The sequence below is a fragment of the Nocardia sp. JCM 38205 genome (genome assembly GCF_058222935.1).
In genome coordinates this window covers 1,337,529-1,362,897 of sequence record NZ_JBYHFL010000001.1, presented here as the reverse complement: position 1 = coordinate 1,362,897, position 25,369 = coordinate 1,337,529, and the positions used below count along the sequence as shown (strand labels likewise).

The following is a 25,369-nucleotide window of genomic DNA, read 5'->3' as shown; positions in this document are numbered from 1 at the left end:
TTCCGCGGAAACGCGTGCCCGATCAGTACTGTGAAGATCATGCGTGCGCGACGAGTGGCGGTCCTGGTGCTGTCGATGGTGGCCGCGATGGTGCTGGCCGGGTGCTCCGACGACGGGTCCGATTCCGGATCGGCGACGGAGAACCCGGTACGCGGTGCCTGGCACGGCAAGATCGACGTCCCCGGCCAGCCCCTCGAGATCGGGGTGGACTTCCTGTCCGCCGACAGTGCCACCATCGACATTCCGTCGCAGGGCGTAGCGGATGTGTCGCTCGACGATGTCGTCGCGGAACCGGATCGGGTGGAGTTCACCATTCCCGACATACCGGGCGATCCCGCCTTCCATGGCCGCCTCGACACCGGCGCCGGGCAGATCACCGGCGATTTCACCCAGTCCGGGCAGACATTCCCGCTGGTCATGCGGCCCGGCGCGCTGACGCCCGCGGCTCGCCCGCAGGAACCGAAACCGCCGTTCCCGTACGAATCCGAGGACGTCAGCTACCCGAGCGGCGACATCACCATCGCCGGCACGCTGACCAAACCCGAAGGTGACGGCCCGTTCCCGGCCGTGCTGATGCTGACCGGCAGTGGCCCGCAGGATCGCAATGAAGAACTGTTCGGGCACAAGCCGTTTCTGCTGCTCGCCGATACGCTCACCCGCGCCGGGTACGCGGTACTGCGCACCGATGACCGCGGCGTCGGCGGCACCAGCGGCGATCTCGATCAGGCCACCTACGACGATCTGGCGGGCGATGCCGCGGCCGGGGTGGATTACCTGCGCACCCGCGACGATATCGACCCGGCGCGCATCGGCCTGTTCGGGCACAGCGAGGGCGGCTACCTGGCCCCGCTGGTCGCATCGAAACCCGACAGCGGGGTGGCGTTCGCGATCCTGATGGCCGGGCCCGCCGTCCCGGGCGGGGATGTGCTGATCGAACAGAACCGCGCGCTGTTCGCCGCCGGCGGCGCGTCCCCGGAGGAGACCGCCGCGCAGGTCGGCTACATCACCGCGCTGGCCGACGCGATGCGGGCAGGCGATCTCGACAAGGCCCGGCAGGTGGCGCGCGAGCACAACCAGACGTTGCCGGAAGGCCAGCGGATGACCGACGAACAGATCGACGCCCTGCTCACCCCGTCGATGACCTCGTTCATGAGCTACGACCCGGCCCCCGCGCTGTCGGCGCTGCGGGTGCCGGTGCTCGCCTTCTTCGGCGAGAAGGATCTGCAGGTCCTGCCGAGCCAGAACGAACAGCCGATGCGCGATCTGCTCGCAGGCGACCCGGATGCCACCGTGCACACCTTCCCCGGGCTCAACCACCTGATGCAGCCCGCCGGAACTGGATTGCCCAGCGAGTATTCGACCATCGAGACCACCATCGCGCCCGAGGTGCTCGACAACGTGAAGGACTGGCTCACCCAGCGGGTGCCGGCGAATTAGCCGCGCGCCGAGTATGCGCGGACCGTCGGCACGCCCGCCGGTAGCCCTTACATAGACTGTTCGCCATGAGCGCACCTACCGTCGAACTGATGGATTACGCCGATGTCGTGACCCGGTACGAGCCGGTGCTCGGCATGGAGGTTCACGTCGAGCTGTCCACCGCGACCAAGATGTTCTGCGGGTGCCCCACCGAGTTCGGCGCCGAACCGAATACCCAGGTGTGCCCGGTGTGCCTCGGCCTGCCCGGATCGCTGCCGGTGGTGAACGAGAAGGCCGTCGAATCGGCCATCCGCATCGGCCTGGCGCTCAACTGTTCGATCACCCCGTGGGGCCGGTTCGCGCGCAAGAACTACTTCTACCCGGATCAGCCGAAGAACTACCAGATCAGCCAGTACGACGAGCCCATCGCCACCGAAGGGCACCTGGATGTGGTGCTCGACGATGGCAGCACCTTCCGCGTCGACATCGAGCGCGCGCACATGGAAGAAGACACCGGCAAGTCGGTGCACATCGGCGGCGCCACCGGCCGCATCCACGGCGCCAGCCATTCGCTGCTCGATTACAACCGTGCCGGTGTGCCGCTGATCGAGATCGTCACCAAGCCGATCACCGGCGCGGGGGAGCGGGCGCCGGAGGTGGCGCGCGCGTACGTGACGGCGCTGCGCGATCTGCTGAAGTCGCTGCACGTGTCCGACGTCAAGATGGAGCAGGGTTCGCTGCGCTGCGACGCCAACGTCTCGCTGATGCCGGTCGGCGCCACCGAATTCGGCACCCGCACCGAGACCAAGAATGTCAACTCGCTGCGCAGCGTGGAGGTGGCCGTCCGCTACGAGATGCGCCGTCAGGCGGCGGTGCTGGCCTCCGGCGGTTCGATCGTGCAGGAGACCAGGCATTTCCACGAGGCCGACGGCTCCACCTCGCCCGGGCGCCGCAAGGAGACCGCCGAGGACTACCGCTACTTCCCCGAACCGGACCTGCGCCCGGTCGCCCCGGACGCCGAGTGGATCGAGCAGTTGCGCACCACGATTCCGGAATACCCGTGGCTGCGCCGGGCCCGCATCCAGTCCGATTGGGGACTGTCGGACGAGGTGATGCGCGATCTGGTGAACGCGGGCGCTCTCGATCTGATCATCGCCACCGTCGATGCGGGCGCACCGGCCAACGAGGCGCGCTCCTGGTGGGTGGCCTATCTGACCGAGAAGGCCAAGGAGCGCGAGGTCGCGCTGGAGGATCTGCCGATCACTCCCGCCCAGGTGGCCGAGGTGATCAAGCTGGTCGAGGCCAAGACGGTGAACAACAAGGTCGCCAAGCAGGTCGTCGACTTCGTGCTGGCCGGTGAGGGCGATCCGGCGCAGATCGTTGAGGCCAAGGGCCTCGGCATGGTCAGCGATGAGGGCGCCCTGCAAGCCGAGGTCGACAAGGCGTTGGCCGCCAACCCCGATATCGCCGACAAGATCCGCTCCGGCAAGGTGCAGGCCGCGGGCAAGATCGTCGGCGACGTCATGAAGGCCACCCGCGGTCAGGCCGACGCGGCCCGCGTCCGCGAACTGGTGCTGGCCGCCTGCGGCGCCTGAGCCGCCGGACAGCGAACTCCCGCCCGCGCTGATGCGTGGGCGGGAGTTCATGTTTCGGCTCCGGCGGCTGCGCGGCATCCGGTCACGACGCGGGCGCGCCGTGACCGGATTGTCGGCCCGGGATCAGTCCGGCCCACCTCCGCCGGCGGCGGGCGGCGGAATCCGTACCACCCGATCGTCGAACGGTCCCGGCGTGCCGCCCTCGTTCTTGTTGACCGTGGACACCCAGATGGTGCCGTCGCCGCCGGAGGCCGCACCGCTGAGCTGGCCGTACTTGTCCTGCGCCACCAGGGTGGGTGCCGCGGTCACCGCGTGGGTGTCCGGATCGGTGACGGCCAGCGCCAGCGCCTTCGCCCCGGTCAGTGCGATCGCCACGCCGTCGGCGGCCGCCGCGCAGCCCGCGACGCCGGGACGATCCGGCCAGGTCCAGGCCGTGCTGACGGCACCGTCGGGTGCCAGTCGCTGCAACCGGTCCTCGGTCGCGGTGCGGTCGGTGATCCAGACGCCCTGGGTGCTGTCGAGGCAGATATCGCCGGCGGTGCCGATCCCGGAGATCACCACCTCCGGCGACGCCGAACCGTTGGGGCTCGGTGAATTCACCCGCAGCAGCTTGCCCGCCAGCGACGACTGCGCCGCGGCCGCGCCGGGATTGCCCGCGTCGCCGGTGAGTACCAGTAGCCGATCCGGTCCGGTGAATTCGATGGCGCCGTGATTACCGGTGGCGCCCTTCGGGATTCCGGTCAGCACCGGCTTCGGCGGGCCGCCGCCCTGGGCGATCCGCACCACCCGGTTATCGCTCGGGGTGGTGATGTAGGCGTAGAGCAGGCCGTCCTCGCCGTAGGTGGGCGAGAGCGCGAGATCGGTGAGTCCGCCGTCACCGGAACCGTCGACGTCGACGCGCGCGATCTCCACCGGCGGCTGCTCGGGCACCACCTTCATGATCCGTCCGGTGCGCCGTTCGGTGACCAGCGCGGACCCGCCGAGCGAGACCAGGCCGCCGGTGGTGTCCAGGCAGGTCGCCACCACCGCCGGATCGGGGTCGATGCACGGCCCGCTCGGGCGGGTGGTCGAGGTCGGCGGCTGATCGGGCTTCTTCGGCTCGATATTCGCGCCGTGCAGCGTCGGCTCGGGCGTGAACGGACTGGACGCGGAATCATCGAACCGCGCGCAGCCGCCCAGCAGCATCGAGCCGAGCACTGCCCCCACCACCAAGCGCCTCGCGCCAACCGACTTCATACCCCAAACGTAACGGAAACCTCGGACCGCGCGCCTGTCGCGGGTGCCCACCCGGTGTGGCCGAAACAGGTCACCGGACACGCCGTCGTCCAAGAGGGTTAACCGCCGGGCCCTCGCGGCTTAGGCTGAACGGGTGAGCGACAAGTCGAAAGACGAGCCCGAATCCGCTGCGAGCACGGCGGAGCAGCGGGCGGTGTCATCGTCGGAGGGCGGCGTCGGCAGCCCCTACGATTCACCGACCGGCGAGTTCCCCGCGGTGGGCGACGAGCGTCCGAAGATGACCAAGCAGATCCCGCGCACCGAAGAGGAACTGGGGCTCGACCCGGAGGTCGACGCCGCCGGCGCGGGCGCTCCGGCCGGAAAGGACTCCGCCGCGGCCGCGAAGAGCGCCGATCCGGACGCCACCTACGCCTACGCGAGTATCCCGCCCGCCGCCGCGCCGCCCACCGGTGCCACGGCCAACCGGGTGCGCCGCCGCAACGGCGACAACCGGCGCGGCACCCTCGATCTCGGCCTGTTCCTGCTGCGGTTGGTCGTCGGTAGCACCTTCCTTTACCACGGCATGCAGAAGCTCGCGGGCTGGTTCGACGGCCCAGGCATCGACGGCACCCGCCAGATGATGGAGAAGGGCGGCTGGGACCATCCGTCGCTTTCGGCCGCGATGCTCATCGCCGGTGAGGTCGGCGGCGGCATCCTGCTCATCCTCGGCCTGGCCACTCCACTGGCCGCGGGCGCGGTGCTGGCCGTCATCCTCGACGCCTGGGCCTGGAAGCAGGGCATGCACCCCGACTTCCAGTACACGCAGGGCACCGGAGCCGTCGAGCTGGAGACGATCCTCGCCGGCACCGCCGCGGTCATCATCCTCACCGGTCCCGGCCGCTGGGCGCTGGACCGCAGCCGCGGCTGGGCCACCCGCCCGGCCTGGGGCTCGTTCGTGGTGCTGCTGCTCGCGATCGCCGCGGCCGCGGGTGCCTGGTGGTACCTGCACGGCGGCAACCCCTTGGTCGGCATCGTCTGATCTGATCCGCCTCCGATCCGCCTCTCCGCGATTCTTGCCGGTCGTGAGTGCCGTTCGGCGTGCCGTTGCGGGCCGGCGGTTGTGTGGTCGGCTGAATTCTGGGCGTACCCGGCGAGTTACCCGGACCGTGCGAAATCAGTTGTCACGTTCGAAAACCAGTAGGCGCTCCTCGCCTGGGAGGAGCGCCTACTTTCGTGTCCTACTTCACGTGCCGCACGGCACCTTTGTCGGCCGAGGTCGCCATGGCCGCGTATGCGCGCAGCGCCGTCGTCACCGGACGGTCGCGGTTCACCGGCTGCCACGGCCGTTCCCGCGCCTCCATCTTGGCGCGCCGTTCGGCCAGCACGGCGTCGTCGACCAGCACCTCGAGGGTGCGGCTGGCGACGTCGATGCGGATCTGATCGCCGTCCTCCACCAGACCGATGACGCCACCACTGGCCGCCTCGGGGGAGATGTGGCCGATCGACAGGCCCGAGGTGCCGCCGGAGAACCGGCCGTCGGTGATCAGCGCGCACTCCTTGCCGAGCCCGGAGCCCTTGAGGAAGGCGGTGGGGTGCAGCATCTCCTGCATGCCTGGACCGCCGGCCGGGCCCTCGTAGCGCACCACGATCACATCGCCGGGCTTGATCTTCTTGGCCAGGATCACCGACACGGCCTCCTCCTGGGATTCGACCACCACGGCCGGGCCCTGGAAGGTGAACAGCTCCTCGTCGATGCCGGCGGTCTTGAGGATCGCGCCGTCGGGGGCGATATTGCCGCGCAGCACGACCAGTCCGCCCTCGGCGGTGTAGGCGTGCTCGAGGTCGCGGATGCAGCCGTTGGCGGCATCGGTGTCGAGCGAGGACCAGCGGTTGTCGGTGGAGAACGGCTCGGTGGTGCGGACCCCGCCCGGTGCGGCGTGGAACAGTTCGATGGCCTCCTCGGAAGCCTTGCCGGAGCGGATGTCCCAGGTGTCGAGCCATTCGTCGAAGCTCGCGGTGTGCACCGTGGTGACATCGGTTTCCAGCAGGTTCGCCCGCCGCAGCTCGCCGAGCAGCGCCGGGATGCCGCCCGCGCGGTGCACGTCTTCCATGTGGTAATCGGAGTTCGGCGCCACCTTCGACAGGGTCGGCACCTTGCGGCTGATCTCCTCGATCGTGTTCAGGTCGAAGTCGATCTCACCCTCCTGCGCGGCGGCAAGGGTGTGCAGCACCGTGTTGGTGGAACCACCCATCGCGACGTCGAGGGCCATCGCATTGCGGAAGGCCTTGGCATTGGCCACATTGCGCGGCAGCACCGAGGCATCGTCGTCGCGGTACCAGCGGGTGGCGATGTCGATGATCACCTTGCCCGCCTTCTCGAACAGCGCGCGGCGCGCGGCATGGGTGGCCAGGGTCGACCCGTTGCCCGGCAGCGCGAGTCCGAGCGCTTCGGTGAGGCAGTTCATCGAGTTCGCGGTGAACATGCCAGAGCACGAACCACAAGTCGGGCAGGCGCTGCGCTCGACCTCGTCGAGCCCTTCGTCGCTGACCGCCGAGTTCGCGCTGGCCGAGATCGCGGTGACCAGGTCGGTCGGCGCCTGCGCGACACCGCCGACCACGACGGCCTTACCGGCCTCCATCGGGCCGCCGGAGACGAACACCGCGGGGATGTTGAGCCGCATGGCCGCGTTGAGCATGCCGGGGGTGATCTTGTCGCAGTTGGAGATGCACACCAGCGCGTCGGCGGTGTGTGCGTTCACCATGTATTCCACCGAGTCGGCGATGATCTCGCGGCTGGGCAGCGAGTACAGCATGCCGCCGTGTCCCATCGCGATGCCGTCGTCGACGGCGATGGTGTGGAACTCGCGCGGCACACCACCCGCGGCGCGCACCGCGTCGGCGACGATCTCGCCGACGTCCTTGAGGTGCACGTGCCCTGGCACGAACTGGGTGTAGGAGTTGGCGATGGCGACGATCGGCTTGCCGAAATCGGAGTCGGTCATACCGGTGGCCCGCCACAGGGCGCGGGCGCCGGCGGCATTGCGGCCGATGGTGGTGGTTCGTGAACGAAGCGGTGGCATGGATGTCCTCGGTCGGGTCGCGGGGGCTGATGTGCGACGACGCTGAGCGGCTCGGCGGTCCGGCCGGGGGTGCCCGGCGGTCCGGCCGGCGCACTGCTCGGCGTTTCCTCGACGTTACTCCCGCACCCGGCACGGGCTGTGTGCCGGTGGGGGAGCGGGGATCAGCTACCCGGGGCGGTATCGGTGTCGCGTGCGGCCGCGGTATCGGCCTCGCTGGGGGTCGGTGTGTCGCCGCCCGTGGTCGGGTCGGCGCCCGAAGGGGGCTCGGTGGTGCCGGTGGTGTCGGCGTCCGCCGATGCGATCGGTTCCGCGGGTCCGGCGAACGGGTCGGGGATTCGTCCACCCGAAGCGTCCACCAGTTCGCGCAATCGGTCGTAGCTTACCGCCGGTAGTTTTACCTCGCTGTCGTCGTCGAGGTGGACCCGGACATAGCCACGCTTGGGAATGCGGATGCCGCGCACCTGCGCCCAGTCGATGTGGCGGGATCCGAAGACCGTGCGCAGATCAAGTCCCGCCCCGGAGACGGTGGTCTGGGTGCGCAGAATCCACACCGACACCGCGATCGGCAGCGCGAACAGCCACCACAGCGCGGCGGGCCAGCCGACGAACGGGAAGAACACGCACAGCACCAGCACCAATACGCCGATGAAGTTCAGTCGTGTGATGCGGATGACACGGGCCGGTGTGCCCTCGCTCGCCTGACCACCCGTATCCGGCGCCGCGTCGGACGTGTGGGACGATTTAGCCGGTGGCACGGACTGATGCGGTGATGACACACCACCATCCTCGCATCATGGTGGACGGACTCGAGCACCCACTGTCGTCCCACATAATGGGACGGCGTAGGCAAGCAGTTTGACTCTTCACCTCACGCACAAATACCGTCATGCGCGTGAATCGAAACGAGTTGCTCGTAATCGGCCGGCGCGTCCAGCGTTGAGCCCGACTACCTGATACGTCAGCTCGCACTGCGACGCGCCACCCTCGAACAGCCATGGGCTGTCGGGGGCTTTTTTGTGTTCGGACCATGACCGCTGTCCGGACGGGCAGGCACCGCCACTCGCGGCTCGCCCGGGGTCATAACGACAAGAGGTAAGGAACCAAGACGGTGAGCGCACCAACCGCCCGGCCCGGGCCCTCGGCCCGCAGGCCAGCGCCTTCGGCGAACCAGCCGGCAGCTGCCGGTACTCCCGCGACGACCACGGCCAACCGCCGCCAGCTCCCGCCCGAGCGGGTCACCGGCGCGCAGTCGGTCGTCCGCTCGCTCGAGGAGCTCGGCGTCGACACCGTATTCGGCATTCCCGGCGGCGCCATCCTGCCCGTCTACGACCCGCTGTTCGATTCCACCCGGGTGCGGCACGTCCTGGTGCGCCACGAGCAGGGTGCCGGTCACGCCGCCACCGGGTACGCCCAGGCCACCGGCAAGGTCGGTGTCTGCATGGCGACCTCGGGTCCCGGCGCCACCAACCTGGTCACCCCGATCGCCGACGCCCAGATGGACTCGGTGCCGATCGTCGCGATCACCGGTCAGGTCGGCCGCGGACTCATCGGTACCGATGCCTTCCAGGAAGCCGACATCTCCGGCATCACCATGCCGATCACCAAGCACAACTTCCTGATCACCGACGGCGCCGACATCCCGCGCATGATCGCCGAGGCGTTCTACCTGGCCTCGAGCGGCCGTCCGGGCGCGGTGCTGGTCGACATCCCGAAGGACGTGCTGCAGGCGCAGACCACCTTCAGCTGGCCGCCGGAGATGCGGCTGCCCGGCTACCGCCCGGTCACCAAGCCGCACGGCAAGCAGGTGCGTGAGGCCGCCCGGCTGATCGCCGAGGCCAAGGCGCCGGTGCTCTACGTCGGCGGCGGCGTGATCAAGGCCGACGCCTCGGCCGAGCTGCTGGAGCTGGCCGAACTGACCGGCATTCCGGTGGTGACCACGCTGATGGCGCGCGGCGCGTTCCCCGACAGCCACCGCCTGCACTGCGGCATGCCCGGCATGCACGGTTCGGTGGCCGCGGTGGCGGCGCTGCAGAAGTCGGACCTGCTGATCACCCTCGGTGCCCGGTTCGACGACCGCGTCACCGGTCAGCTGGACTCCTTCGCGCCCGGCGCCAAGGTCATCCACGCCGATATCGACCCCGCCGAGATCGGGAAGAACCGGCACGCCGATGTCCCGATCGTCGGTGATTGCCGCGAGGTGATCATCGAGCTGATCGAGACCCTGAAGTCCGATCCGGCCCAGACCATGCCGTTCGAGCTGACCGAATGGTGGACCTACCTCGACGGCATCCGCGACGCCTACCCGCTCGGCTGGACCGCGCCGAGCGACGGCTCGTTGTCGCCGGAGTTCGTCATCGACGCGCTCGGCCGCCTGGCCGGACCGGATGCGATCTACTGCGCGGGCGTCGGCCAGCACCAGATGTGGGCCGCCCAGTTCGTCAAGTACGAGAAGCCGCGCACCTGGCTCAACTCCGGCGGTCTCGGCACCATGGGCTACGCCGTCCCGGCCGCCATGGGCGCCAAGATGGGCGCGCCGGAGAAGGAGGTCTGGGCGGTCGACGGTGACGGCTGCTTCCAGATGACCAATCAGGAGCTGGCCACCTGCGCGGTGGAGGGCGTGCCGATCAAGGTCGCGCTGATCAACAACGGCAACCTCGGCATGGTCCGCCAGTGGCAGACCCTGTTCTACGAGGAGCGCTACTCCAACACCGATCTCGGCACGCACACCCTGCGCATCCCCGATTTCGTCAAGCTGGCCGAAGCGCTCGGCTGCCACGGCATCCGGGTGGAGAAGGAAGAAGACGTCGAGGCCGCGATCCGGGAGGCGCAGTCGATCAACGACCGCCCGGTCGTCATCGACTTCATCGTCGGCAAGGACGCCCAGGTGTGGCCGATGGTCGCCGCGGGCACCAGCAACGACGAGATCATGGCCGCGCGCGGCATCCGTCCGCTGTTCGACGAGGACGAGACCGCCGCCGAGCCCGCCGTCATCCACGAGGCGCTGTCGCATGACCGGACGCAGGCCGGCCGTCCCGCCGACACCACCGCACAGACCAGCGAGGGGAACCAAGAATGAGCAGCACCCACACCCTCAGCGTCCTCGTCGAGGACAAGCCGGGCGTGCTGGCGCGAGTGGCGAGCCTGTTCTCTCGCCGCGGCTTCAATATCGAATCGCTGGCGGTCGGCGGCACCGAGGTTCCCGACATCTCCCGGATGACGATCGTCGTCACCGTCGAGGATCTGCCGCTCGAGCAGGTGACCAAGCAGCTCAACAAGCTGGTCAACGTCATCAAGATCGTCGAGCAGGACGCCGAGGCCTCGGTGGCCCGCGAGCTGATCCTGGTGAAGGTGCGCGCCGACGCCAGCGTGCGCACCCAGGTGATCGAGGCCGTTACGCTCTTCCGGGCGAAGGTCATCGACGTGTCACCGGACGCGCTCACCGTCGAGGCGACCGGAACCCGGTCCAAGCTCGACGCGCTGCTGCGGATGCTGGAACCGTACGGCATCCGTGAGATCGTGCAGTCCGGTGTGGTGGCGGTCGGCCGCGGGCCGAAGTCGATCACCGCGACCCGCTGAGCAGCCGAATCAGTCTTTTCTAACTCCTAGAAATCGAGAAGGGAACCCAATAGTGGCAGTCGAGATGTTCTACGACGACGATGCCGATCTGTCGATCATCCAGGGCCGCAAGGTCGCGGTGATCGGTTACGGCAGCCAGGGCCACGCGCACTCGCTGAGCCTGCGCGACTCGGGTGTCGAGGTCCGCGTCGGCCTCGCCGAGGGCTCGAAGTCGCGGCCGAAGGCCGAGGAGGCCGGGCTGACCGTCGGCACCCCCGCCGAGGTTTCCGCGTGGGCCGACGTGATCATGGTGCTGGCCCCCGACACCGCGCAGGCGTCGATCTTCACCAATGACATCGAGCCGAACCTGAAGGATGGCGATGCGCTGTTCTTCGGCCACGGCCTCAACATCCACTTCGGCCTGATCAAGCCGCCGGCCAACGTCACCATCGGCATGGTGGCGCCGAAGGGCCCGGGCCACCTGGTGCGTCGTCAGTTCGTCGACGGCAAGGGCGTTCCGGCGCTGATCGCGGTCGATCAGGACCCGAAGGGTGAGGGCCAGGCCCTGGCGCTGTCCTACGCCAAGGCCATCGGCGGCACCCGCGCGGGCGTCATCAAGACCACCTTCAAGGAAGAGACCGAGACCGACCTGTTCGGTGAGCAGGCCGTGCTCTGCGGTGGCACCGAGGAACTGGTCAAGACCGGTTTCGAGGTCATGGTCGAGGCCGGTTACGCGCCGGAGATGGCCTACTTCGAGGTGCTGCACGAGCTCAAGCTGATCGTCGACCTGATGTACGAGGGCGGCATCGCCCGGATGAACTACTCGGTCTCCGACACCGCCGAGTTCGGTGGCTACCTGTCGGGCCCGCGGGTCATCGACGCCGACACCAAGAAGCGGATGCAGGACATCCTCAAGGACATCCAGGACGGCACCTTCGTCAAGCGTCTGGTCGCCAATGTCGAGGGCGGCAACAAGGAGCTCGAGGCGCTGCGCAAGCAGAACGCCGAGCACCCGATCGAGGTCACCGGCGCCAAGCTGCGTGGTCTGATGAGCTGGGTCGATCGCCCGATCACCGAAACCGCGTAAGTTTCCGTACGCGAGAAAAGGGCCCGTTCGCCGGTGGCGGACGGGCCCTTTCGCGTGTACGCCTCAGGCGACGGTGCGGGCGCGGCCGCTCGGATCGGCCGGGTCGATATGCCAGCTGTGCACCCGGCGCGGGTGGATGCGGATGACGTCATGGGAGAACCACTCCGGCACCACCGGCGGTACCTCCACGGTGAGCGTTTCGGCGATACCGCGGATTTCGACGCCGCGGCCCTTGCCAGGGACGAGTTCGCCGGGCCGATCGGGAGTGAGGTCGTCGAACAGCACGCTCACCTTCGGGTTGACGAGCACATTGCGGTAGCGCCGGGTGTTCGCATGGTTCGGTCCGCCGATATCGATGGTGTCGTCGTCGTTGAGGCGGAAGCCGAGCGGAACCGTCATCGGCTGGCCGTCCGGGCTGACGGTGGACAGCCGGCACAGCCGCACGGTGTGCAGATACGCGCGTTCGACGTCGGTGAGAATTGCCATGACATCGAACGTAGGACCTCGACGAAGGTTGAGGTCAAGGAGTGATGCGGGCGGAACCCCGACCGGTCGTGCTCGCCTTTCCCGCCCGCGGTCGCTCAGAAGCTGCCGAATCCGCGCGGAATGATATGGCGCAGCAGCCACCAGAGCGGGTCGTGCCCGTGACCACGATCCCAGTTGCGGTCCCAGTCACGGTCCCACTTCTTGTCGTGATCCCATTTCTTGTTCTTGTCGTGGTCCCACCGGTCCCAATCGCCATGGCCTGGGCGATCGACCTGAGTGATACCGGGCGGTGCCGACGCCGGATCGGCAGCGGCCGGAACCGCGACGGCCGTCAGCGGAAACACTGTTATCGCACCGGCGACGGCGACGCGCGCCGCCGTCCGGCGAAACGCGGTTGATGTGGTTGTCGAGAACACCTTCTTATCCTTTCCAGCATGCTGCGGATCAGCCGATCGCAGCCCTCGCCGTGATTCGAGCGCTGGTCCGGACGTAGCGGTGGCCTCGCGGGCTGTGCGAGCGGTGCGGGAACACGCCTGCCGTGCCGGACGGGCACTCGGGCGACACCGGATCCCGGCCGGCCGACGTGGTCGGGGCGAATCGGTCGAGCAGCGGTGACACACCCCCTACTCTTCCGCAATTGGCGGCAAAGGTCACGGGTGCGGACAGGTTCGGACCGAGGATCATTCGAATGGATGAGACCCCACCCATGCGGGCACGCCGACCGGGTCGGGGGCAATAGGGGACACACCGGATTTCGCCGCGTCGTTGTACTGTTCTCGGCCGCGGGCAAGACTGTGTGGATGACGAATACGGTCGCCGACACTCCGGCGTCGGAGCGCGAGCACGCTGGTCGCGCGGTGCGCGCGCAGCTGCCACGTTCGGCGCTCGGCCAGTTGCGGCTCGCCCCGGAACGCGACCCGATCGCCATCCTGGAACGGCAGGCGGCCACCCGCGTTCCCGAGCTGGTGCCCATCCGCTACGCGCGGATGGCGGCCGGGCACTTCCCCTTCCTGCGCGGCGCTCCGGCGATCATGGCGGCCGACCTGGCGGCCACCCCGAACACCGGCCTGACGGTGCAACTGTGCGGCGACGCGCACCTGTCCAACTTCGGTGTCTTCGCCTCACCGGAACGGTCGCTGGTCTTCGACCTCAACGATTTCGACGAGACACTGCCCGGTCCCTTCGAATGGGATGTGAAACGTCTGGCGGCCAGCATCGCGGTCGCCGCACGAGCCAACGGCTGCACCGATGACGCGGCGGCCGCATCGGCGCGCACCGCGGCGGCGGCCTACCGCGACGGCATGCGACGGCTGGCCGGACGTGACTCCCTCGACGTCTGGTACGAGCAGGTCGACGCCGACACCCTGGTCGATCTGGTCCGTAAACCGAAGCGCCGCAAGAACGTCGAGAAGACCCTGGATGCCGCCCGCCGCCGCACCAGCCTGCAGGCGCTGCACAAACTCACCGAGCTCGGTCCCGACGGTCGCCTGCGCATCCGGCAGCAACCGCCACTGCTCACACCGGTCGCCGTCGCCGATGCCGACGCCGTCGAGGAGGTCTTCGCCGCCTATCGCCGCTCGCTGCCCGAGGAACGCCGGGTGCTGGTGAACCGGTACCGGATCGTGGATTTCGCGCGCAAGGTGGTGGGCGTCGGCAGCGTCGGCACCCGCTGTTTCGTGGTGCTGCTCATCGACCGCGACACCGGCGGCCCGCTGTTTCTGCAGGTGAAGGAGGCCGAGGAATCGGTGCTCGCGCCGCATCTGACGCCGAGCGTGTTCCGCAATCACGGCCACCGCGTGGTGCACGGGCAGCGATTGATGCAGTCCGCGAGCGATATCTTCCTCGGCTGGATCGCCGGACCGCAGGGCCGCCACTTCTACTGGCGGCAGTTGCGCGATATGAAGGGCTCCGCCGAGATCGACACCATGTCACCGGCCGGCCTGCGCCAGTACGCCGCGCTGTGCGGGCACACCCTCGCCAGGGCCCATGCCCGCTCGGGCGACCGCATCGCCATCGCCGGCTATCTCGGGTCCGGCGATTCGTTCGACCGGGCCATGGCCGAGTTCGCCCTCGCTTACGCCGATCAGACCGTCAGCGATCACCGAGCGCTGGTCGAGGCCATCGAATCCGGACGCGTCGAAGCTGCGGCGAACCCGTACTGAACCGTGGCGTGGCCGGACCGCGCAGGCACTGCGTGGCCGCGCGGGTAGCGGTCTGACGCGCGGTGAGTCCCGCCATCTCGAACTGATCCATGGCCGCGTCCAGATCGAACAAATCGTTGTCGCCGAACACATTCGCCACCGTGTCATGGCTCACCGCGCCGATCTCGGCGGCACAGATCAGGGTGATCGCGTGCGCGCGTTGTTCGTCGTTGGGGCGGCCGGTCGCCAGGCAGGTGATGAGCTCGGCGACCGAGTCGGTGGTCCACAGGCCGGGCAGTGCCGAGGCCGCCTGCGCCACCGAGGGGGAGTCGGCGCGATACCAGCGTCCGGCATCCCACCAGTAGCAGAACGCGGTGAGCCCGGTGTCGGCGTGCGGGTTCAGCATCGGGTCGACGGCCCAGTCCGGCGGCTCGGGATGCACCGGCGGTGGTGCGTCGTCGTCGAATCGCAGCGCGTCCGAGGTCCACACGCCGCCGGAGAGCACCGCGCGGCCGCCGGGCAGCGCGTACAGCGTCGAGCCGCTGTTGCCGGAGCTCTCGAACCATGCCAGCGACGGCAACATTCGCGGCCCCCACTGCGATCCGGCGGCGGCGAAGGCAGCCGACATCGCCGCCCATCTGGCCCAGAGCTGGGCAAACGGCGGTAGGTCGACCTCGGTACAGGTGCGGGTCCGTACGCCCATCAGATCCCCGCGGTCAGTTCGAGGTGGATACCGTCGGGATCGTTGAAGCCGAGGATCGCGATACCGAATTGATCCATCTCGACGATGTCGCCGTGTGCCACGCCCGCCTCGTCGAAGCGGGCGATGGCCTTCAGGAGATCGTCGCGGGAATCGACGGTGAAGCTGAGATGGTCGAGACCGACGCGTTCGGAATCGAAGCGATCGTCCGGGTCGGCCACCGGCCGCAGTCCGAGCAGCATCCCGCCGGGGGTCTGGAACACCACGCCGCCGTAGAGCTGGAACGGGTCGGCGCGCACGAGTGGATCGGCCGGGTTGCCGGGCGATTCGGCCGCCACTTCGAAGCCGAGCACGTCCTCGTAGAACTCACGCGAACGTTCGAGATCGGTGACCGTCAACCGGATGTGGTGGACGAGGCTGGTGGCAAGCGACATGCGGGACTCCGAGGGTGTCGATCGGCGGACGACGGCTGGGGGCTGCCGGGGTGAGGGGGCCGAAACTGTGCGGGCCGTCACTGGAACTGAACTGACACTATGCGGCCCGTCCGCCATTACCGAGTGTCGGAAACGACATGTTCAGTACTATTCCCGACATGGATGTCGGGGTGTTCGTGATGGATGGTGTGGCCGACTTCGGTTTGGCGGCACTGCAGGAGACCTTCAACACCGCCAACGCGGCCCGCGACCAGCTCGACACACCACCCGCGCCGTGGCGGGTGCGCACCATGTCCTTCGGCGAGAGCGTCACCTCCGGGCATGGGCACACCATCGCCACCACACCACTGGTCGACGGCACGCCCGAACCCGACATGATGATCGTGCCCGCGGTGCAGGTGCTCGATCCCGAGCCGTTGGTCGATCTGGTGACCTCGGCCCGCAGCAAGCCCGTGCTGGATCGGATCCGGCAGGTCCACGAGAACGGCACACATGTGGCCGGCGCCTGCTCGGGGACCTTCTTCCTGGCCGAGGCCGGTGTCCTCGACGGATCCGCGGCCACCACCAGCTGGTGGCTCGGCCCCACGTTCCGCCGCCGCTACCCGCAGATCGCGCTCGACGAGAGCCGGATCCTGTGTCGTGGCCCGCGGGTCAGCACGGCGGGCGCCGCGCTGTCGCACATGTATCTCGCGCTGTCGCTGGTGCAATCGGTGAGTCCGGCGCTGGCCGAACTCACCAGCCGATATCTGATCGCGGGCAACGGGCGCAGGCAAAGCGACTTCGTGCTTCCCGAAATCGTCGCCCGCGGCAATTCGGTGACCGCGGCCTTCGAACGCTGGGTGCGCGACCATCTGGCCGACCAGTTCCTGATCTCCACCGCCGCGCAGGCGATCGGCGTCACCGAGCGCAGCCTGCAGCGCGCCACCCAGGCCGAACTCGGCATGTCACCACGCGACTTCGTCAACGACATCCGTTTGGAGCGTGCCGCGCAGCTGCTGCGCACCACTGATCTGACGCTGGACGCCGTCGCGGCGCGGGTCGGCTATCTGAACGCGGGAACCCTGCGGGGATTGGTGAAACGCCGCCGCGGCGTGACGATCGCCGAGCTGCGGTCCTCGCCGCTCGCATGGTGAAGCGAGGCCGGCGACCGATGCGTTTTACACTGTCTACCGATGAGTAACTTCTTTGCCTCGGTGGACGAGGTGACCCGCAGGCTCACCGACGCCGGTTATCTGCCGTCCACCGATATCGCCACCGCCGTGTTCCTGGCGGGCCATCTGGGCAAACCGCTGCTCATCGAAGGCCCCGCCGGCGTCGGCAAGACCGAACTGGCGAAGGCCCTCGCCGTTACCGCCGCGGCCGAGCTGATCCGGTTGCAGTGCTACGAGGGCATCGACGAAGCGCGCGCCCTCTACGAGTGGAACCACGCCAAGCAGCTGCTGCGCATCACCGCCACCGAGGGCGAGGGCTGGGACAGTACCCGCGAGCACGTCTTCACCGAAGAGTTCCTGCTCTCGCGCCCACTGCTGGCCGCCATCCGCAACCCCGAGCCCACCGTGCTGCTCATCGACGAACTCGACAAGGCCGATGTCGAACTCGAAGGGCTGCTGCTCGAGGTGCTCGGCGACTATCAGGTCAGCATCCCCGAACTCGGCACCATCCGCGCCGTCCGGAAACCGTTCGTCATCCTGACCTCCAACGCCAACCGCGAGCTATCGGAGGCGTTGAAGCGACGCTGCCTGTACCTGCACATCGACTATCCGACCGCCGAGCTGGAACGCGCCATCGTCCGGCTGCGCGTGCCCGAACTCGATGCGGCCTTGGCCGAACCGATCGTGCGCACCGTCGGCGCGCTCCGTCAGCTCCCGCTGCGCAAGGCGCCGTCGGTCGCCGAAACCGTCGACTGGGCACGAACTCTCGTCGCGCTGGGGACTCGGCGACTCACGGGTGGAGTGGTGCGCTCCACGCTCGGTGTGCTGTTGAAACATCGGTCCGACCATCAGGTCGCGGTGGAGCGGCTCGAGCTGGATGGGGCAGACGCGGCAGCGGAGTCGGCGTGCGGCTGACTCGCAGGGCGCGAGGCGCGGCCCCGGGTCACGGCGCCGCCCGGTTCGGTGCACCGAGCGGGCGCCTATCGGACGCGCCTACGCGCCCTTCCCGGCCACGCCCTTACCGCCGAAACCGCACCGGGGGATCTCGGGTGTGGGCAGCCCCGGATGGGGGCGACAGGTGACGCCGTCCGGACCCGCTCACCTCGAGGCCGGATCGCGCCACGAATCGATGACCGACCGCCTCGTCGCGTTCGTCACGCTGCTGCGCGAACACGGCATCAACGCCGGCCCCAGCGAAACCATCGATGCCGCCGAAGCCATTGTCGCGCTCGGCACCGACAACACCGACCGCCTCCGCTCCGGACTCGCCGCCACCCTGCTGCGCCGCAACGGTCAGCGCGCGGTCTTCGATCAGCTCTTCGACCTCTACTTCCTCGGTCGCGGCGGGTACGGTCAAGTGCGCGAACCGAATCCCGACGCCATCGCGACCTTGCGCGACGAACTGGTCACCACTCTCGCCGACAACCCCGACGCCACACCCGAACTCGCTCGCCGCGCCCTCACCGAACTCGGCGGCTACGGCAGCGGGGGACAAGGCGCGGGCGCATCGGGCGTCGTCACCACCGCCTCCGGCGCGGGTTGGTCGTCGTACCTGACTCTGAAGGCACTGCAGCCCGATCTCGCCGAACGCATCGTCGCCCGGATGGGCGCCTCCACCAGCGAATTCGACACCGCCGTGCACACCATCGAAGCCGACCGCCGCCTGCGCGCCTTCCGCACCGCCCTGCAAACCGAGGCCCGCATCCGTTCCGCCGAACTGCGCGGCACCGACTACATCGCCCGCCGCGGCGTCGAATCCAGCAGCGACCGCATCGATTTCCTCGGCGCCCGCGAACAGGACCTCGCCGAGATGCGCCGCCTCGTCCACCCGCTGGCCCGCAAACTCGCCACCCGCCTGGCCGCCCGCCGCCGCAAAGCCGTCCGCGGCCAGATCGACCTGCGCCGCACCCTGCGCGCCTCCATGTCCACCGGCGGCGTCCCCGTCACCCCCGTCCTCCGCGCCCGCAAACACGGCCGCCCCGACCTCGTCGTCCTGGCCGACCTCTCCGGCTCCGTCACCGGTTTCGCCGAATTCACCCTCCTGCTGGTCGCCGCCCTGCAAGACCAATTCAGCCGCGTCCGCAGCTTCGGCTTCATCGACACCTGCGCCGAAATCACCCCCTGGTTCACCCCCGGCACCCCGCCCACCCCCGACCTCACCGCCCGCATCATCCGCGAATCCGGCGTCACCCGCTTCGGCAGCAGCAACTACGGCGAAGCCCTCTCCGGCTTCGTCACCAACCACCTCGACGCCCTCGGCCCCCGCGCCTCCCTCCTCATCCTCGGCGACGCCCGCACCAACCGCACCGACCCAGGTCTCGACGCCCTCTCCCTCATGCTCGACAAGGCCAAGCACGCCCACTGGTTGAACCCCGAACCCGCCCGCTCCTGGTCCACCGGCGATTCGGCCGCGCATGTGTATGCCGAGCACATCACGATGCACGAATGCCGGAACGTAGTGCAGTTGGCCGAGGTCGTCGGGCGGCTGCTGCCCGCGTGAGTGCTTGCTCTCGGTGAGCTGTAACACCTCACGGCCACCAGAAGATTTCACGCACGAGTTTCCTGGAAAAACAGTGGCGCGGGCGGAGTGAGGCGGGCAGGGTGGACAGTGCGCAGGAGTGGAGTTTCGACGTCCCCACAACGGGAACCAAGCATCTTCCGCCCGACCCGCGGTATATGGAGGCCCTGAGCAGCCAGGGCTACGGCTTCGAAGCCGCGATCGCCGACCTCGTCGACAACTCGATCGACGCAGGCGCCAAGGACGTTGTGATCCACTTCCTGCGCGATGGCGACAATCTGGTGAGCCTGCTGGTCATCGACGACGGACAAGGCATGTCCGAGGATGAGCTCGATATCGCCATGACGGTGGGCGGCCGTCGCGATTACCAGCCCGGTGCGCTCGGCATGTTCGGCACCGGTCTCAAGTCGGCCTCGCTGAGTCATGCCGGGGCGGTGACGGTCGTCAGCCGCACCAAAACGACGCGTCCCGTCGGACGACGCTGGGTGATGGAACACGCGTTGGCCGGTTTCCAATGCGATATCGTCGCGCCCGAGTACGCGATGTCGTTGATCGATCGCTACCACCAGTGTCCGATCCGATGGAACGGCACCGTTATCCGGTGGGATGGGGTGAAGAATTTCCCGACCCGCGGTGGGGGCGGCCAGACCGACCGCTATCTGCACCGGACCATCAACAAGCTGGGACTGCACCTCGGCCTGCAACTGCATCGATTTCTCGCGCGGCCCGATTTCAACATCACGATCGCCGTCGAGGACATCCGCACCGGCGCGATCTACATGAATTTCGGTGTGCAGCCGTTGGATCCATTCGGATATCCCGTCACCGGCCACGCCGACTATCCGCGCAAGTTCGTCGCCGAAGTCCCTTCGCTGGGCCCGGTGTTCCTGACCGCTCATATCTGGCCGCCCAAATCGAATGTCGACCAGTACCGGGCGGTTGGCAGCGTCATCGACCGTCAGGGCTTCTACTTCTACCGCCACGGCCGGGTCGTTCAAGCAGGCGGCTGGAACAATTTTCGCCAGCCCGAACAGCATCTGTCGCTCGCTCGCGTTGCCATCGACGTGCCCGATCAGCCGGGCGACGTGTTCCGGCTCAGTGTCAAAAAAGAGGGCGTGGAGTCTTCACCGGAATTCCTCACCGCGCTGGAAACCGCCGCCGACGCCAACGGCAATCTCTTCGCCGACTATCTCGCCGAGGCCCAACAGACCTACCGGGAGGCGCGGAAACGGGCGGGCGCGACGCGTAGAGCGGTCATTCCACCCGGCCGCGGGTTCGGGCCCGAAGTACGCGAGACGATCGAGGAGGAGTTGCCGCTCATCCCGGGCGAGGAGCCGATTTCGATCCTGTGGCAGAAGCTCGCGGGTGACGAATTCTTCGACATCGACCGCGAGAACCGGGTCATCGCGCTGAACCGCCGCTATCGCCCCGCGATCCTCGGCGGCAGAGCAGGCAGCTTGAACGACGCTCCGACTATGAAGGCCTTGCTGTACCTGCTGGTGCACGAGGTTTTCCAGAAGGAGTACAGCGGCCGACGGATCAAGGACAACCTGCAACTGTGGCAGACGGTGCTGGTCGCGGCCGCGCGGGCCGAGCTAGCGGATATGTCGGACGCGGGAGGACAGCAATGACCAGCGATCCCGCCCTCCGCATCGAGTTGCACACCGCCGTGCTGGCCGATATGGCCGGCAGCCGGCCGAAGCGACTGGCGCGTGCCATGGCGTACCAGGTCGAGGACCTCCCCGACGTTGCCGAGCCGTTCGCCGACGAGACCGACTTCCGTGAGACCCTGCTGAACGCGCAGTCCGGCGATCCGATCGTCGACATGTGGCGCAAACAGCTGACGCAGTGGGATTTCGCTGTGGCACCCGCGTGGTCGTCGGCCGCGGCACGAACCGATGAACGCCGCGCCGACATCTACCGACTGCTGGCCATCGACACCTCCACCGCCAAACTGCTGGAAGCGCTGATCCCTGTCTCGAAGGCCGAACTTCCAGTGGTGATCAGCAAGGAATTCGTACCCTGGTACGACTCCGTGGGCCAACGTGGTCGCCCGTGGTACTGGCCCGCCTACCGTCAGCTGCTCCGGACCAAGGGCTGGTCGGACGAAGCGATCGAAGACCTCAATGTCGCCACCGACAACGTCGTCGAACGGCTCGCTGATCCCGCGAGCGCCGTGGCGTATCAGTCCAAGGGTCTGGTCGTCGGCTACGTCCAGTCGGGTAAGACCGCCAACTTCACCGGCGTCATAGCCAAGGCCGTCGATGCGGGTTACCGCCTGATCATCGTGCTCGGCGGCACCTTGAACCTCTTACGGGCCCAGACGCAGCGCCGGCTGGACATGGAATTGGTGGGCCGGGAGAACATCCTGCGCGGAGCCAGTGAATTCGATTCCGATTACGCCGACGACCCGGATTGGGCACGCGGTCGTTTCGTGGAGTTCGGCGGCTTGCCGTCGGCACTCGGCGCCTTCGATATCGTGCGCATGACAACGCGGGACAACGACTACAACAGCCTGCTGCAAGGCATCGTGGCACTCGAGTTCGAGAAGCAAGAGCCGGCGCTTCCGCTTTACGACGAGCGCAACCTGTACCGTTCCTCGGCTCGACTTATGGTCGTCAAGAAGAACAAGACCGTGCTGTCCAAGCTCGTCAAGGACCTGAACAAGATCAAGACTCCGCTGTCGGAGATCCCGGTCCTGATCATCGACGACGAATCCGACGAGGCCTCGGTCAACACCTCCCGCCCCAAACCCGATGCCGAGCGCACCGCGATCAACCAGAAGATCTCCGAACTGCTCACCATGCTGCCCAGGGCGCAGTACGTCGGCTACACGGCAACCCCGTACGCGAACGTCTTCATCGATCCGAGCGATACCGCCGACATCTTCCCCAAGGACTTCATCATCTCGCTCCCGCGCCCCGCGGGCTATATGGGAGCCAGCGATTTCCACGACCTCGACTCTGATATCCCGGAGGACGAGCGCACTGTCGCCAACTCCAACGAACTCGCCCACGTGCGTGATGTCGTCGTCGCCGACGATGACGACATCGCCTGCCTACAACAGGCCATGGACATGTTCGTCCTGACCGCAGCGATGAAACTCTTCCGCACCGAGGTCGACGGGATGGGCGAGGAGAAATTCAAACATCACACCATGCTCATCCACGAGGCGAACTGGGTGGACAGCCACCGGGAACTGCTGGCCCGCGCCACCAAACTGTGGTGGAACGCAGGCTATCTCGGCGAAGCCGGCCACCGCCGTCTCCGCGCCCTGTTCGACACCGACCTGGCACCGGTCTCCGCCGCCCGCGCGGGCAACTACTCGGTGCCGCAGTCCTACGACGAGCTCATGCCCTATATCGGCCCCGCCGTCATGGAGATCGGCCAGGACAACAAGCCGATCATCGTCGTCAACGGCGACAAGGACATCGAAACCGGCGAAGCCGACTTCGACAAACGCCGCATCTGGAAAATCCTCATCGGCGGCCAGAAACTCTCCCGCGGCTTCACCGTCGAGGGCCTGACCATCTCCTACTTCCGCCGCCGCGCCGCCAACGTCTCCGCACTGATGCAGATGGGGCGCTGGTTCGGATTCCGCGAGGGTTACCGGGATCTGGTGCGGTTGTATATCGGGCGGGATGAGCAGGGGAGTGGGGCGAACGGCATCGATCTGTATCGAGCGTTCGAGGCGGTCTGTATGGACGAAGACGCCTTCCGTGCCGAGCTCGTGCAATACGCGAAGCCGGTCGATGGTTCGCCGCAACTCACGCCTGCCAAGGTGCCGCCGCTGGTTTCGCAGCACCTTCCGCTGCTCAGGCCGACGAGCCCTAACAAGATGTACAACGCCCAGTTGATCGAGATCCGGTCGCCGGGGCGATGGCGGGAACCGTTCGCCTATCCGACGTCATCGGCCGATCTGCGGCACAACACAGCACTCTGGGAGCCGGTGTTCGGGCGGCTTTCCGCCTCGACGACAGATTTCGCCTACCACTTCGCAGGCCGAGGCCGAGTGCATCGGCTTTCTGCCCTGACCGGCCTGCTTACCGCCGACGAGTTCTTGGCCATCGTCGAAAGCAATCGGTGGCGCGCGCCGGCACAATTCGCGCCGCATCTCGAGTACCTGCGCAGCATCTCGACCGGCCCGACGCGACAGGTCGACGAGTGGGTGGTGCTGGCACCGCAGCGTCCGCAGCGCGACAAGGAAATCCGGGTCGGTTCGCGCCTGTTCACGCGGTGGGAGCGGGTTCGTCGCCGCGACCCGCTCTTCGGCGCCATCAGTACGAACCGTCACCGGTCGATCGCGATCCGCATCGCGGGTGGCCTCCCATCGTGCGGCGATCCCGCGACCGAGGGACTGGTGCGACCACGACGGGGTGCGGTGATGGTGCACCCGGTCGTCGAACCACGGCACCGCGGCGATATCACGGCGGACCTGCAGATCGATCCCGGGAAGCTGGTGATGGCGTTCGGGTTCGTCGCACCTGCCTCGGCGACAGGTCGAGACGGGCATGTCATCCGGTTCACGGCCGTGGACTCCGGTGACGATTCGGCCATCGTGGAGGTCGGCGACGGAGCCGACGGCTAGAGCCGTGCTCGTCGGCGGGCCGCTTCGGCAGGGATGCGGCCGAGTATCAGCGGTCAGCCGCGAATTCCTTCTGCGTGATCATCGTTTTGGGCACCGTGATGTCTGCAGTGGAGCGCGGCAGGGCGATATCGATGTCCCGTCCGAGGGCGCCTCCCGCATTCTTGAACTCCTCGAAGCGCAGCTCCAACCCTTGTCTGGACGGACGGTAGTGCTCGGATATCGGGGGCTGGAGCTCGACCTGGTGAAGGTTCTGTAAGCCGTGCTCGAGAATCGGTCCTTCATTCGTGGCCGACAAGATCTCCGGACCGACATGAATTTTCATATCGGGGGACACGCCGATGAGGTTGTGATCGTAGGCAGCGTGGTGGATACGGCACAGGCTCAGACCGTTCGAGATATCTGCGGTTCCATGCTCATGCGCGTCCGGAATGATATGTGCGGCCTCCAGCAGCTGCGGTCTGCCGAGCCGGCACATCGCGCAGCGGTTCGCGTACGCGATCAACACCTGGCTACGGAACTGGGGTTGGTGCAGGCGCTTGTTGGTGACCTCTTGGGCGTACTCGCGTTCGACGGGTGTGAGATCTCGCGGGTTGCTGACCCCGCGCAGTGATTCGTCCAGGGCGATGGTGATCCGTCGGTTCACCGGGTCGTCGTGGATGGTGTAGACCGGAAACACCGGAACATATCGGATGATCTTTCCTACGTTGACCCAACGGAGCAGGATGAATGGAAGCTCGGTTTCCGCAGTCTTGCGTAGCTTGACGTTGTCGCCCTTGTCGATGTCGTCGGCCCGGTAGTCATAGCTGAACAGCGAGTTGCCGACCTCGGCATCGGCGTACGGGCTGTCAGGCTTGGACAGCACGGACAGGGTCGCCGCGAAATCCGCTGGATTGCGGATTCCCCGATTGCGATCGATCAGCGGGAGTCGGGCTCCTCTGATCGAAAACTCAGCCAAATCGGAACGCGAAACGAAGCCACCCCTTGCGTCGACCAGCTCCCTTAATGCCTCGAATATCTCCAGCCGCAGCGCGTGCTCCTGATCCAGCCTCACATGCACAGTGTGCCATGGGATTACGGCTCGAGGTCATACGCCAAACACATTCGAATGACATGAGAGTCGGCGTGATTTCGTATTGCGGGCACCGCCCGTGCCGCTAGCCTGGAACACATGGACCTCGGGGAGCGGCTCCAGCGTATCCGGAAGCGGTGTGGGCTCACCCAGCGTGAGCTGGCGGAATCCGCTGAGGTGTCGTTGTCGCTTGTCCGGAAGGTCGAGCAAGGGGAGCGCGACGATGTTCGGATCGATACGCTGCGTCGGCTGGCGGTTGCGCTCGGCTGCCCATTGACGGCGCTGCTCGGGACCGCTCCCGATAGCCCGGAGAGCGTCGGCGCCGATGCGCGGT

20 protein-coding genes and 1 pseudogene are annotated in these 25,369 nt (G+C 67.5%); 13 read left to right on the top strand and 8 right to left on the bottom strand.

Going from position 1 to position 25,369, the window contains the following annotated elements; translation table 11 throughout:
- Window positions 1–39 precede the first annotated feature (39 nt).
- Together AC4HOU_RS06365 and gatB are read left to right on the top strand one after the other, a co-directional pair.
- A complete protein-coding gene (locus tag AC4HOU_RS06365; RefSeq protein ID WP_490724217.1) occupies window positions 40–1,437 on the top strand; it encodes an alpha/beta hydrolase family protein in 1,398 nt (465 codons plus the stop codon).
- 65 nt (window positions 1,438–1,502) lie between these two features.
- The gene (gene gatB, locus AC4HOU_RS06360) at window positions 1,503–3,011 is read left to right on the top strand and encodes an Asp-tRNA(Asn)/Glu-tRNA(Gln) amidotransferase subunit GatB (protein WP_195011648.1); all 1,509 of its coding nucleotides are present in this window, start codon (window positions 1,503–1,505) and stop codon (window positions 3,009–3,011) included.
- 123 nt (window positions 3,012–3,134) lie between these two features.
- On the opposite strand, the gene AC4HOU_RS06355 is transcribed toward gatB, so the two are convergent.
- Window positions 3,135–4,247 (bottom strand): PQQ-dependent sugar dehydrogenase, encoded by a 1,113-nt coding sequence (locus AC4HOU_RS06355; protein ID WP_490724216.1) that lies wholly within the window; start codon window positions 4,245–4,247, stop codon window positions 3,135–3,137.
- Window positions 4,248–4,380: 133 nt separating this feature from the next.
- Here AC4HOU_RS06355 and AC4HOU_RS06350 point away from each other — a divergent pair, with 133 nt between their 5' ends.
- A complete protein-coding gene (locus tag AC4HOU_RS06350; RefSeq protein WP_490724215.1) occupies window positions 4,381–5,265 on the top strand; it encodes a DoxX family protein in 885 nt (294 codons plus the stop codon).
- A 199-nt stretch (window positions 5,266–5,464) separates the two neighbouring features.
- On the opposite strand, the gene ilvD is transcribed toward AC4HOU_RS06350, so the two are convergent.
- Window positions 5,465–7,306 carry a dihydroxy-acid dehydratase gene (ilvD, locus tag AC4HOU_RS06345; RefSeq protein ID WP_163817393.1) on the bottom strand — a complete coding sequence of 614 codons (1,842 nt, stop codon included), beginning with the start codon at window positions 7,304–7,306 and terminating at the stop codon, window positions 5,465–5,467.
- A gap of 161 nt (window positions 7,307–7,467) precedes the next feature.
- Window positions 7,468–8,082: a PH domain-containing protein gene (locus AC4HOU_RS06340; RefSeq protein WP_194991970.1), complete on the bottom strand. Its 615-nt coding sequence runs from the start codon at window positions 8,080–8,082 to the stop codon at window positions 7,468–7,470.
- Window positions 8,083–8,414: 332 nt separating this feature from the next.
- Between AC4HOU_RS06340 and AC4HOU_RS06335 the strand changes: the two genes are divergently transcribed.
- The 3 genes from AC4HOU_RS06335 (at window position 8,415) to ilvC (ending at window position 11,948) form a co-directional block, all read left to right on the top strand.
- Window positions 8,415–10,382 carry an acetolactate synthase large subunit gene (locus tag AC4HOU_RS06335; RefSeq protein ID WP_194991969.1) on the top strand — a complete coding sequence of 656 codons (1,968 nt, stop codon included), beginning with the start codon at window positions 8,415–8,417 and terminating at the stop codon, window positions 10,380–10,382.
- Window positions 10,379–10,882 carry an acetolactate synthase small subunit gene (gene ilvN / locus AC4HOU_RS06330; protein ID WP_014352179.1) on the top strand — a complete coding sequence of 168 codons (504 nt, stop codon included), beginning with the start codon at window positions 10,379–10,381 and terminating at the stop codon, window positions 10,880–10,882. Before AC4HOU_RS06335 ends, ilvN begins: the two co-directional genes overlap by 4 nt.
- A gap of 64 nt (window positions 10,883–10,946) precedes the next feature.
- Entirely contained in the window at window positions 10,947–11,948 is a 1,002-nt protein-coding gene (gene ilvC, locus AC4HOU_RS06325; protein WP_174343942.1) for a ketol-acid reductoisomerase, read from the top strand.
- A gap of 63 nt (window positions 11,949–12,011) precedes the next feature.
- Here the strand turns inward: ilvC and AC4HOU_RS06320 are convergent, their stop codons facing one another.
- Both AC4HOU_RS06320 and AC4HOU_RS06315 read right to left on the bottom strand, forming a co-directional pair.
- Entirely contained in the window at window positions 12,012–12,434 is a 423-nt protein-coding gene (locus AC4HOU_RS06320; protein WP_163817397.1) for a PPOX class F420-dependent oxidoreductase, read from the bottom strand.
- 95 nt (window positions 12,435–12,529) lie between these two features.
- Window positions 12,530–12,850, bottom strand: coding sequence for a hypothetical protein (locus AC4HOU_RS06315; RefSeq protein WP_163817399.1), 321 nt, complete (start codon window positions 12,848–12,850; stop codon window positions 12,530–12,532).
- Window positions 12,851–13,234: 384 nt separating this feature from the next.
- On the opposite strand from AC4HOU_RS06315, the gene AC4HOU_RS06310 reads away from it, so the two are divergent.
- A complete protein-coding gene (locus tag AC4HOU_RS06310) occupies window positions 13,235–14,596 on the top strand; it encodes a DUF2252 domain-containing protein (protein ID WP_194992690.1) in 1,362 nt (453 codons plus the stop codon).
- Here AC4HOU_RS06310 and AC4HOU_RS06305 read toward each other — a convergent pair.
- Both AC4HOU_RS06305 and AC4HOU_RS06300 read right to left on the bottom strand, forming a co-directional pair.
- Window positions 14,526–15,278: a hypothetical protein gene (locus AC4HOU_RS06305; RefSeq protein ID WP_280211074.1), complete on the bottom strand. Its 753-nt coding sequence runs from the start codon at window positions 15,276–15,278 to the stop codon at window positions 14,526–14,528. The genes AC4HOU_RS06310 and AC4HOU_RS06305 overlap by 71 nt on opposite strands.
- Window positions 15,278–15,709 (bottom strand): VOC family protein, encoded by a 432-nt coding sequence (locus AC4HOU_RS06300; protein WP_163817405.1) that lies wholly within the window; start codon window positions 15,707–15,709, stop codon window positions 15,278–15,280. Before AC4HOU_RS06300 ends, AC4HOU_RS06305 begins: the two co-directional genes overlap by 1 nt.
- A gap of 158 nt (window positions 15,710–15,867) precedes the next feature.
- Here AC4HOU_RS06300 and AC4HOU_RS06295 point away from each other — a divergent pair, with 158 nt between their 5' ends.
- The 5 genes from AC4HOU_RS06295 to AC4HOU_RS06275 all read left to right on the top strand — a co-directional run bounded on the left by AC4HOU_RS06295 (window position 15,868) and on the right by AC4HOU_RS06275 (window position 23,966).
- Window positions 15,868–16,842 carry a GlxA family transcriptional regulator gene (locus tag AC4HOU_RS06295; RefSeq protein ID WP_163817407.1) on the top strand — a complete coding sequence of 325 codons (975 nt, stop codon included), beginning with the start codon at window positions 15,868–15,870 and terminating at the stop codon, window positions 16,840–16,842.
- 39 nt (window positions 16,843–16,881) lie between these two features.
- A complete protein-coding gene (locus tag AC4HOU_RS06290) occupies window positions 16,882–17,775 on the top strand; it encodes an AAA family ATPase (protein ID WP_163817409.1) in 894 nt (297 codons plus the stop codon).
- Between the two features lie 214 nt (window positions 17,776–17,989).
- A complete protein-coding gene (locus AC4HOU_RS06285) occupies window positions 17,990–19,360 on the top strand; it encodes a vWA domain-containing protein (protein ID WP_195007012.1) in 1,371 nt (456 codons plus the stop codon).
- A 101-nt stretch (window positions 19,361–19,461) separates the two neighbouring features.
- Window positions 19,462–21,009 (top strand): ATP-binding protein, encoded by a 1,548-nt coding sequence (locus AC4HOU_RS06280; protein ID WP_490724214.1) that lies wholly within the window; start codon window positions 19,462–19,464, stop codon window positions 21,007–21,009.
- A complete protein-coding gene (locus AC4HOU_RS06275; protein ID WP_490724213.1) occupies window positions 21,006–23,966 on the top strand; it encodes a Z1 domain-containing protein in 2,961 nt (986 codons plus the stop codon). The genes AC4HOU_RS06280 and AC4HOU_RS06275 overlap by 4 nt, the downstream gene beginning before the upstream one ends.
- Window positions 23,967–24,012: 46 nt before the next feature.
- Here AC4HOU_RS06275 and AC4HOU_RS06270 read toward each other — a convergent pair whose 3' ends face one another.
- Window positions 24,013–25,017, bottom strand: a complete 1,005-nt coding sequence (locus AC4HOU_RS06270; RefSeq protein WP_163817849.1) for an HNH endonuclease — start codon at window positions 25,015–25,017, stop codon at window positions 24,013–24,015.
- A 117-nt stretch (window positions 25,018–25,134) separates the two neighbouring features.
- On the opposite strand from AC4HOU_RS06270, the pseudogene AC4HOU_RS06265 reads away from it, so the two are divergent.
- Window positions 25,135–25,326 (top strand): annotated as a pseudogene (locus AC4HOU_RS06265) (helix-turn-helix domain-containing protein); the annotation flags it as partial.
- Between the last annotated feature and the right edge of the window lie 43 nt (window positions 25,327–25,369).

Coding starts and splice junctions, on each gene's coding strand:
- AC4HOU_RS06365 (WP_490724217.1), top strand. CDS start 40: ATGCGTGCGCGACGAGTGGCGGTCCTGGTGCTGTCGATGGTGGCCGCG.
- gatB (WP_195011648.1), top strand. CDS start 1,503: ATGAGCGCACCTACCGTCGAACTGATGGATTACGCCGATGTCGTGACC.
- AC4HOU_RS06355 (WP_490724216.1), bottom strand. CDS start 4,247: ATGAAGTCGGTTGGCGCGAGGCGCTTGGTGGTGGGGGCAGTGCTCGGC.
- ilvD (WP_163817393.1), bottom strand. CDS start 7,306: ATGCCACCGCTTCGTTCACGAACCACCACCATCGGCCGCAATGCCGCC.
- ilvN (WP_014352179.1), top strand. CDS start 10,379: ATGAGCAGCACCCACACCCTCAGCGTCCTCGTCGAGGACAAGCCGGGC.
- ilvC (WP_174343942.1), top strand. CDS start 10,947: ATGTTCTACGACGACGATGCCGATCTGTCGATCATCCAGGGCCGCAAG.
- AC4HOU_RS06320 (WP_163817397.1), bottom strand. CDS start 12,434: ATGGCAATTCTCACCGACGTCGAACGCGCGTATCTGCACACCGTGCGG.
- AC4HOU_RS06310 (WP_194992690.1), top strand. CDS start 13,235: ATGACGAATACGGTCGCCGACACTCCGGCGTCGGAGCGCGAGCACGCT.
- AC4HOU_RS06305 (WP_280211074.1), bottom strand. CDS start 15,278: ATGGGCGTACGGACCCGCACCTGTACCGAGGTCGACCTACCGCCGTTT.
- AC4HOU_RS06300 (WP_163817405.1), bottom strand. CDS start 15,709: ATGTCGCTTGCCACCAGCCTCGTCCACCACATCCGGTTGACGGTCACC.
- AC4HOU_RS06295 (WP_163817407.1), top strand. CDS start 15,868: ATGGATGTCGGGGTGTTCGTGATGGATGGTGTGGCCGACTTCGGTTTG.
- AC4HOU_RS06290 (WP_163817409.1), top strand. CDS start 16,882: ATGAGTAACTTCTTTGCCTCGGTGGACGAGGTGACCCGCAGGCTCACC.
- AC4HOU_RS06285 (WP_195007012.1), top strand. CDS start 17,990: ATGACCGACCGCCTCGTCGCGTTCGTCACGCTGCTGCGCGAACACGGC.
- AC4HOU_RS06275 (WP_490724213.1), top strand. CDS start 21,006: ATGACCAGCGATCCCGCCCTCCGCATCGAGTTGCACACCGCCGTGCTG.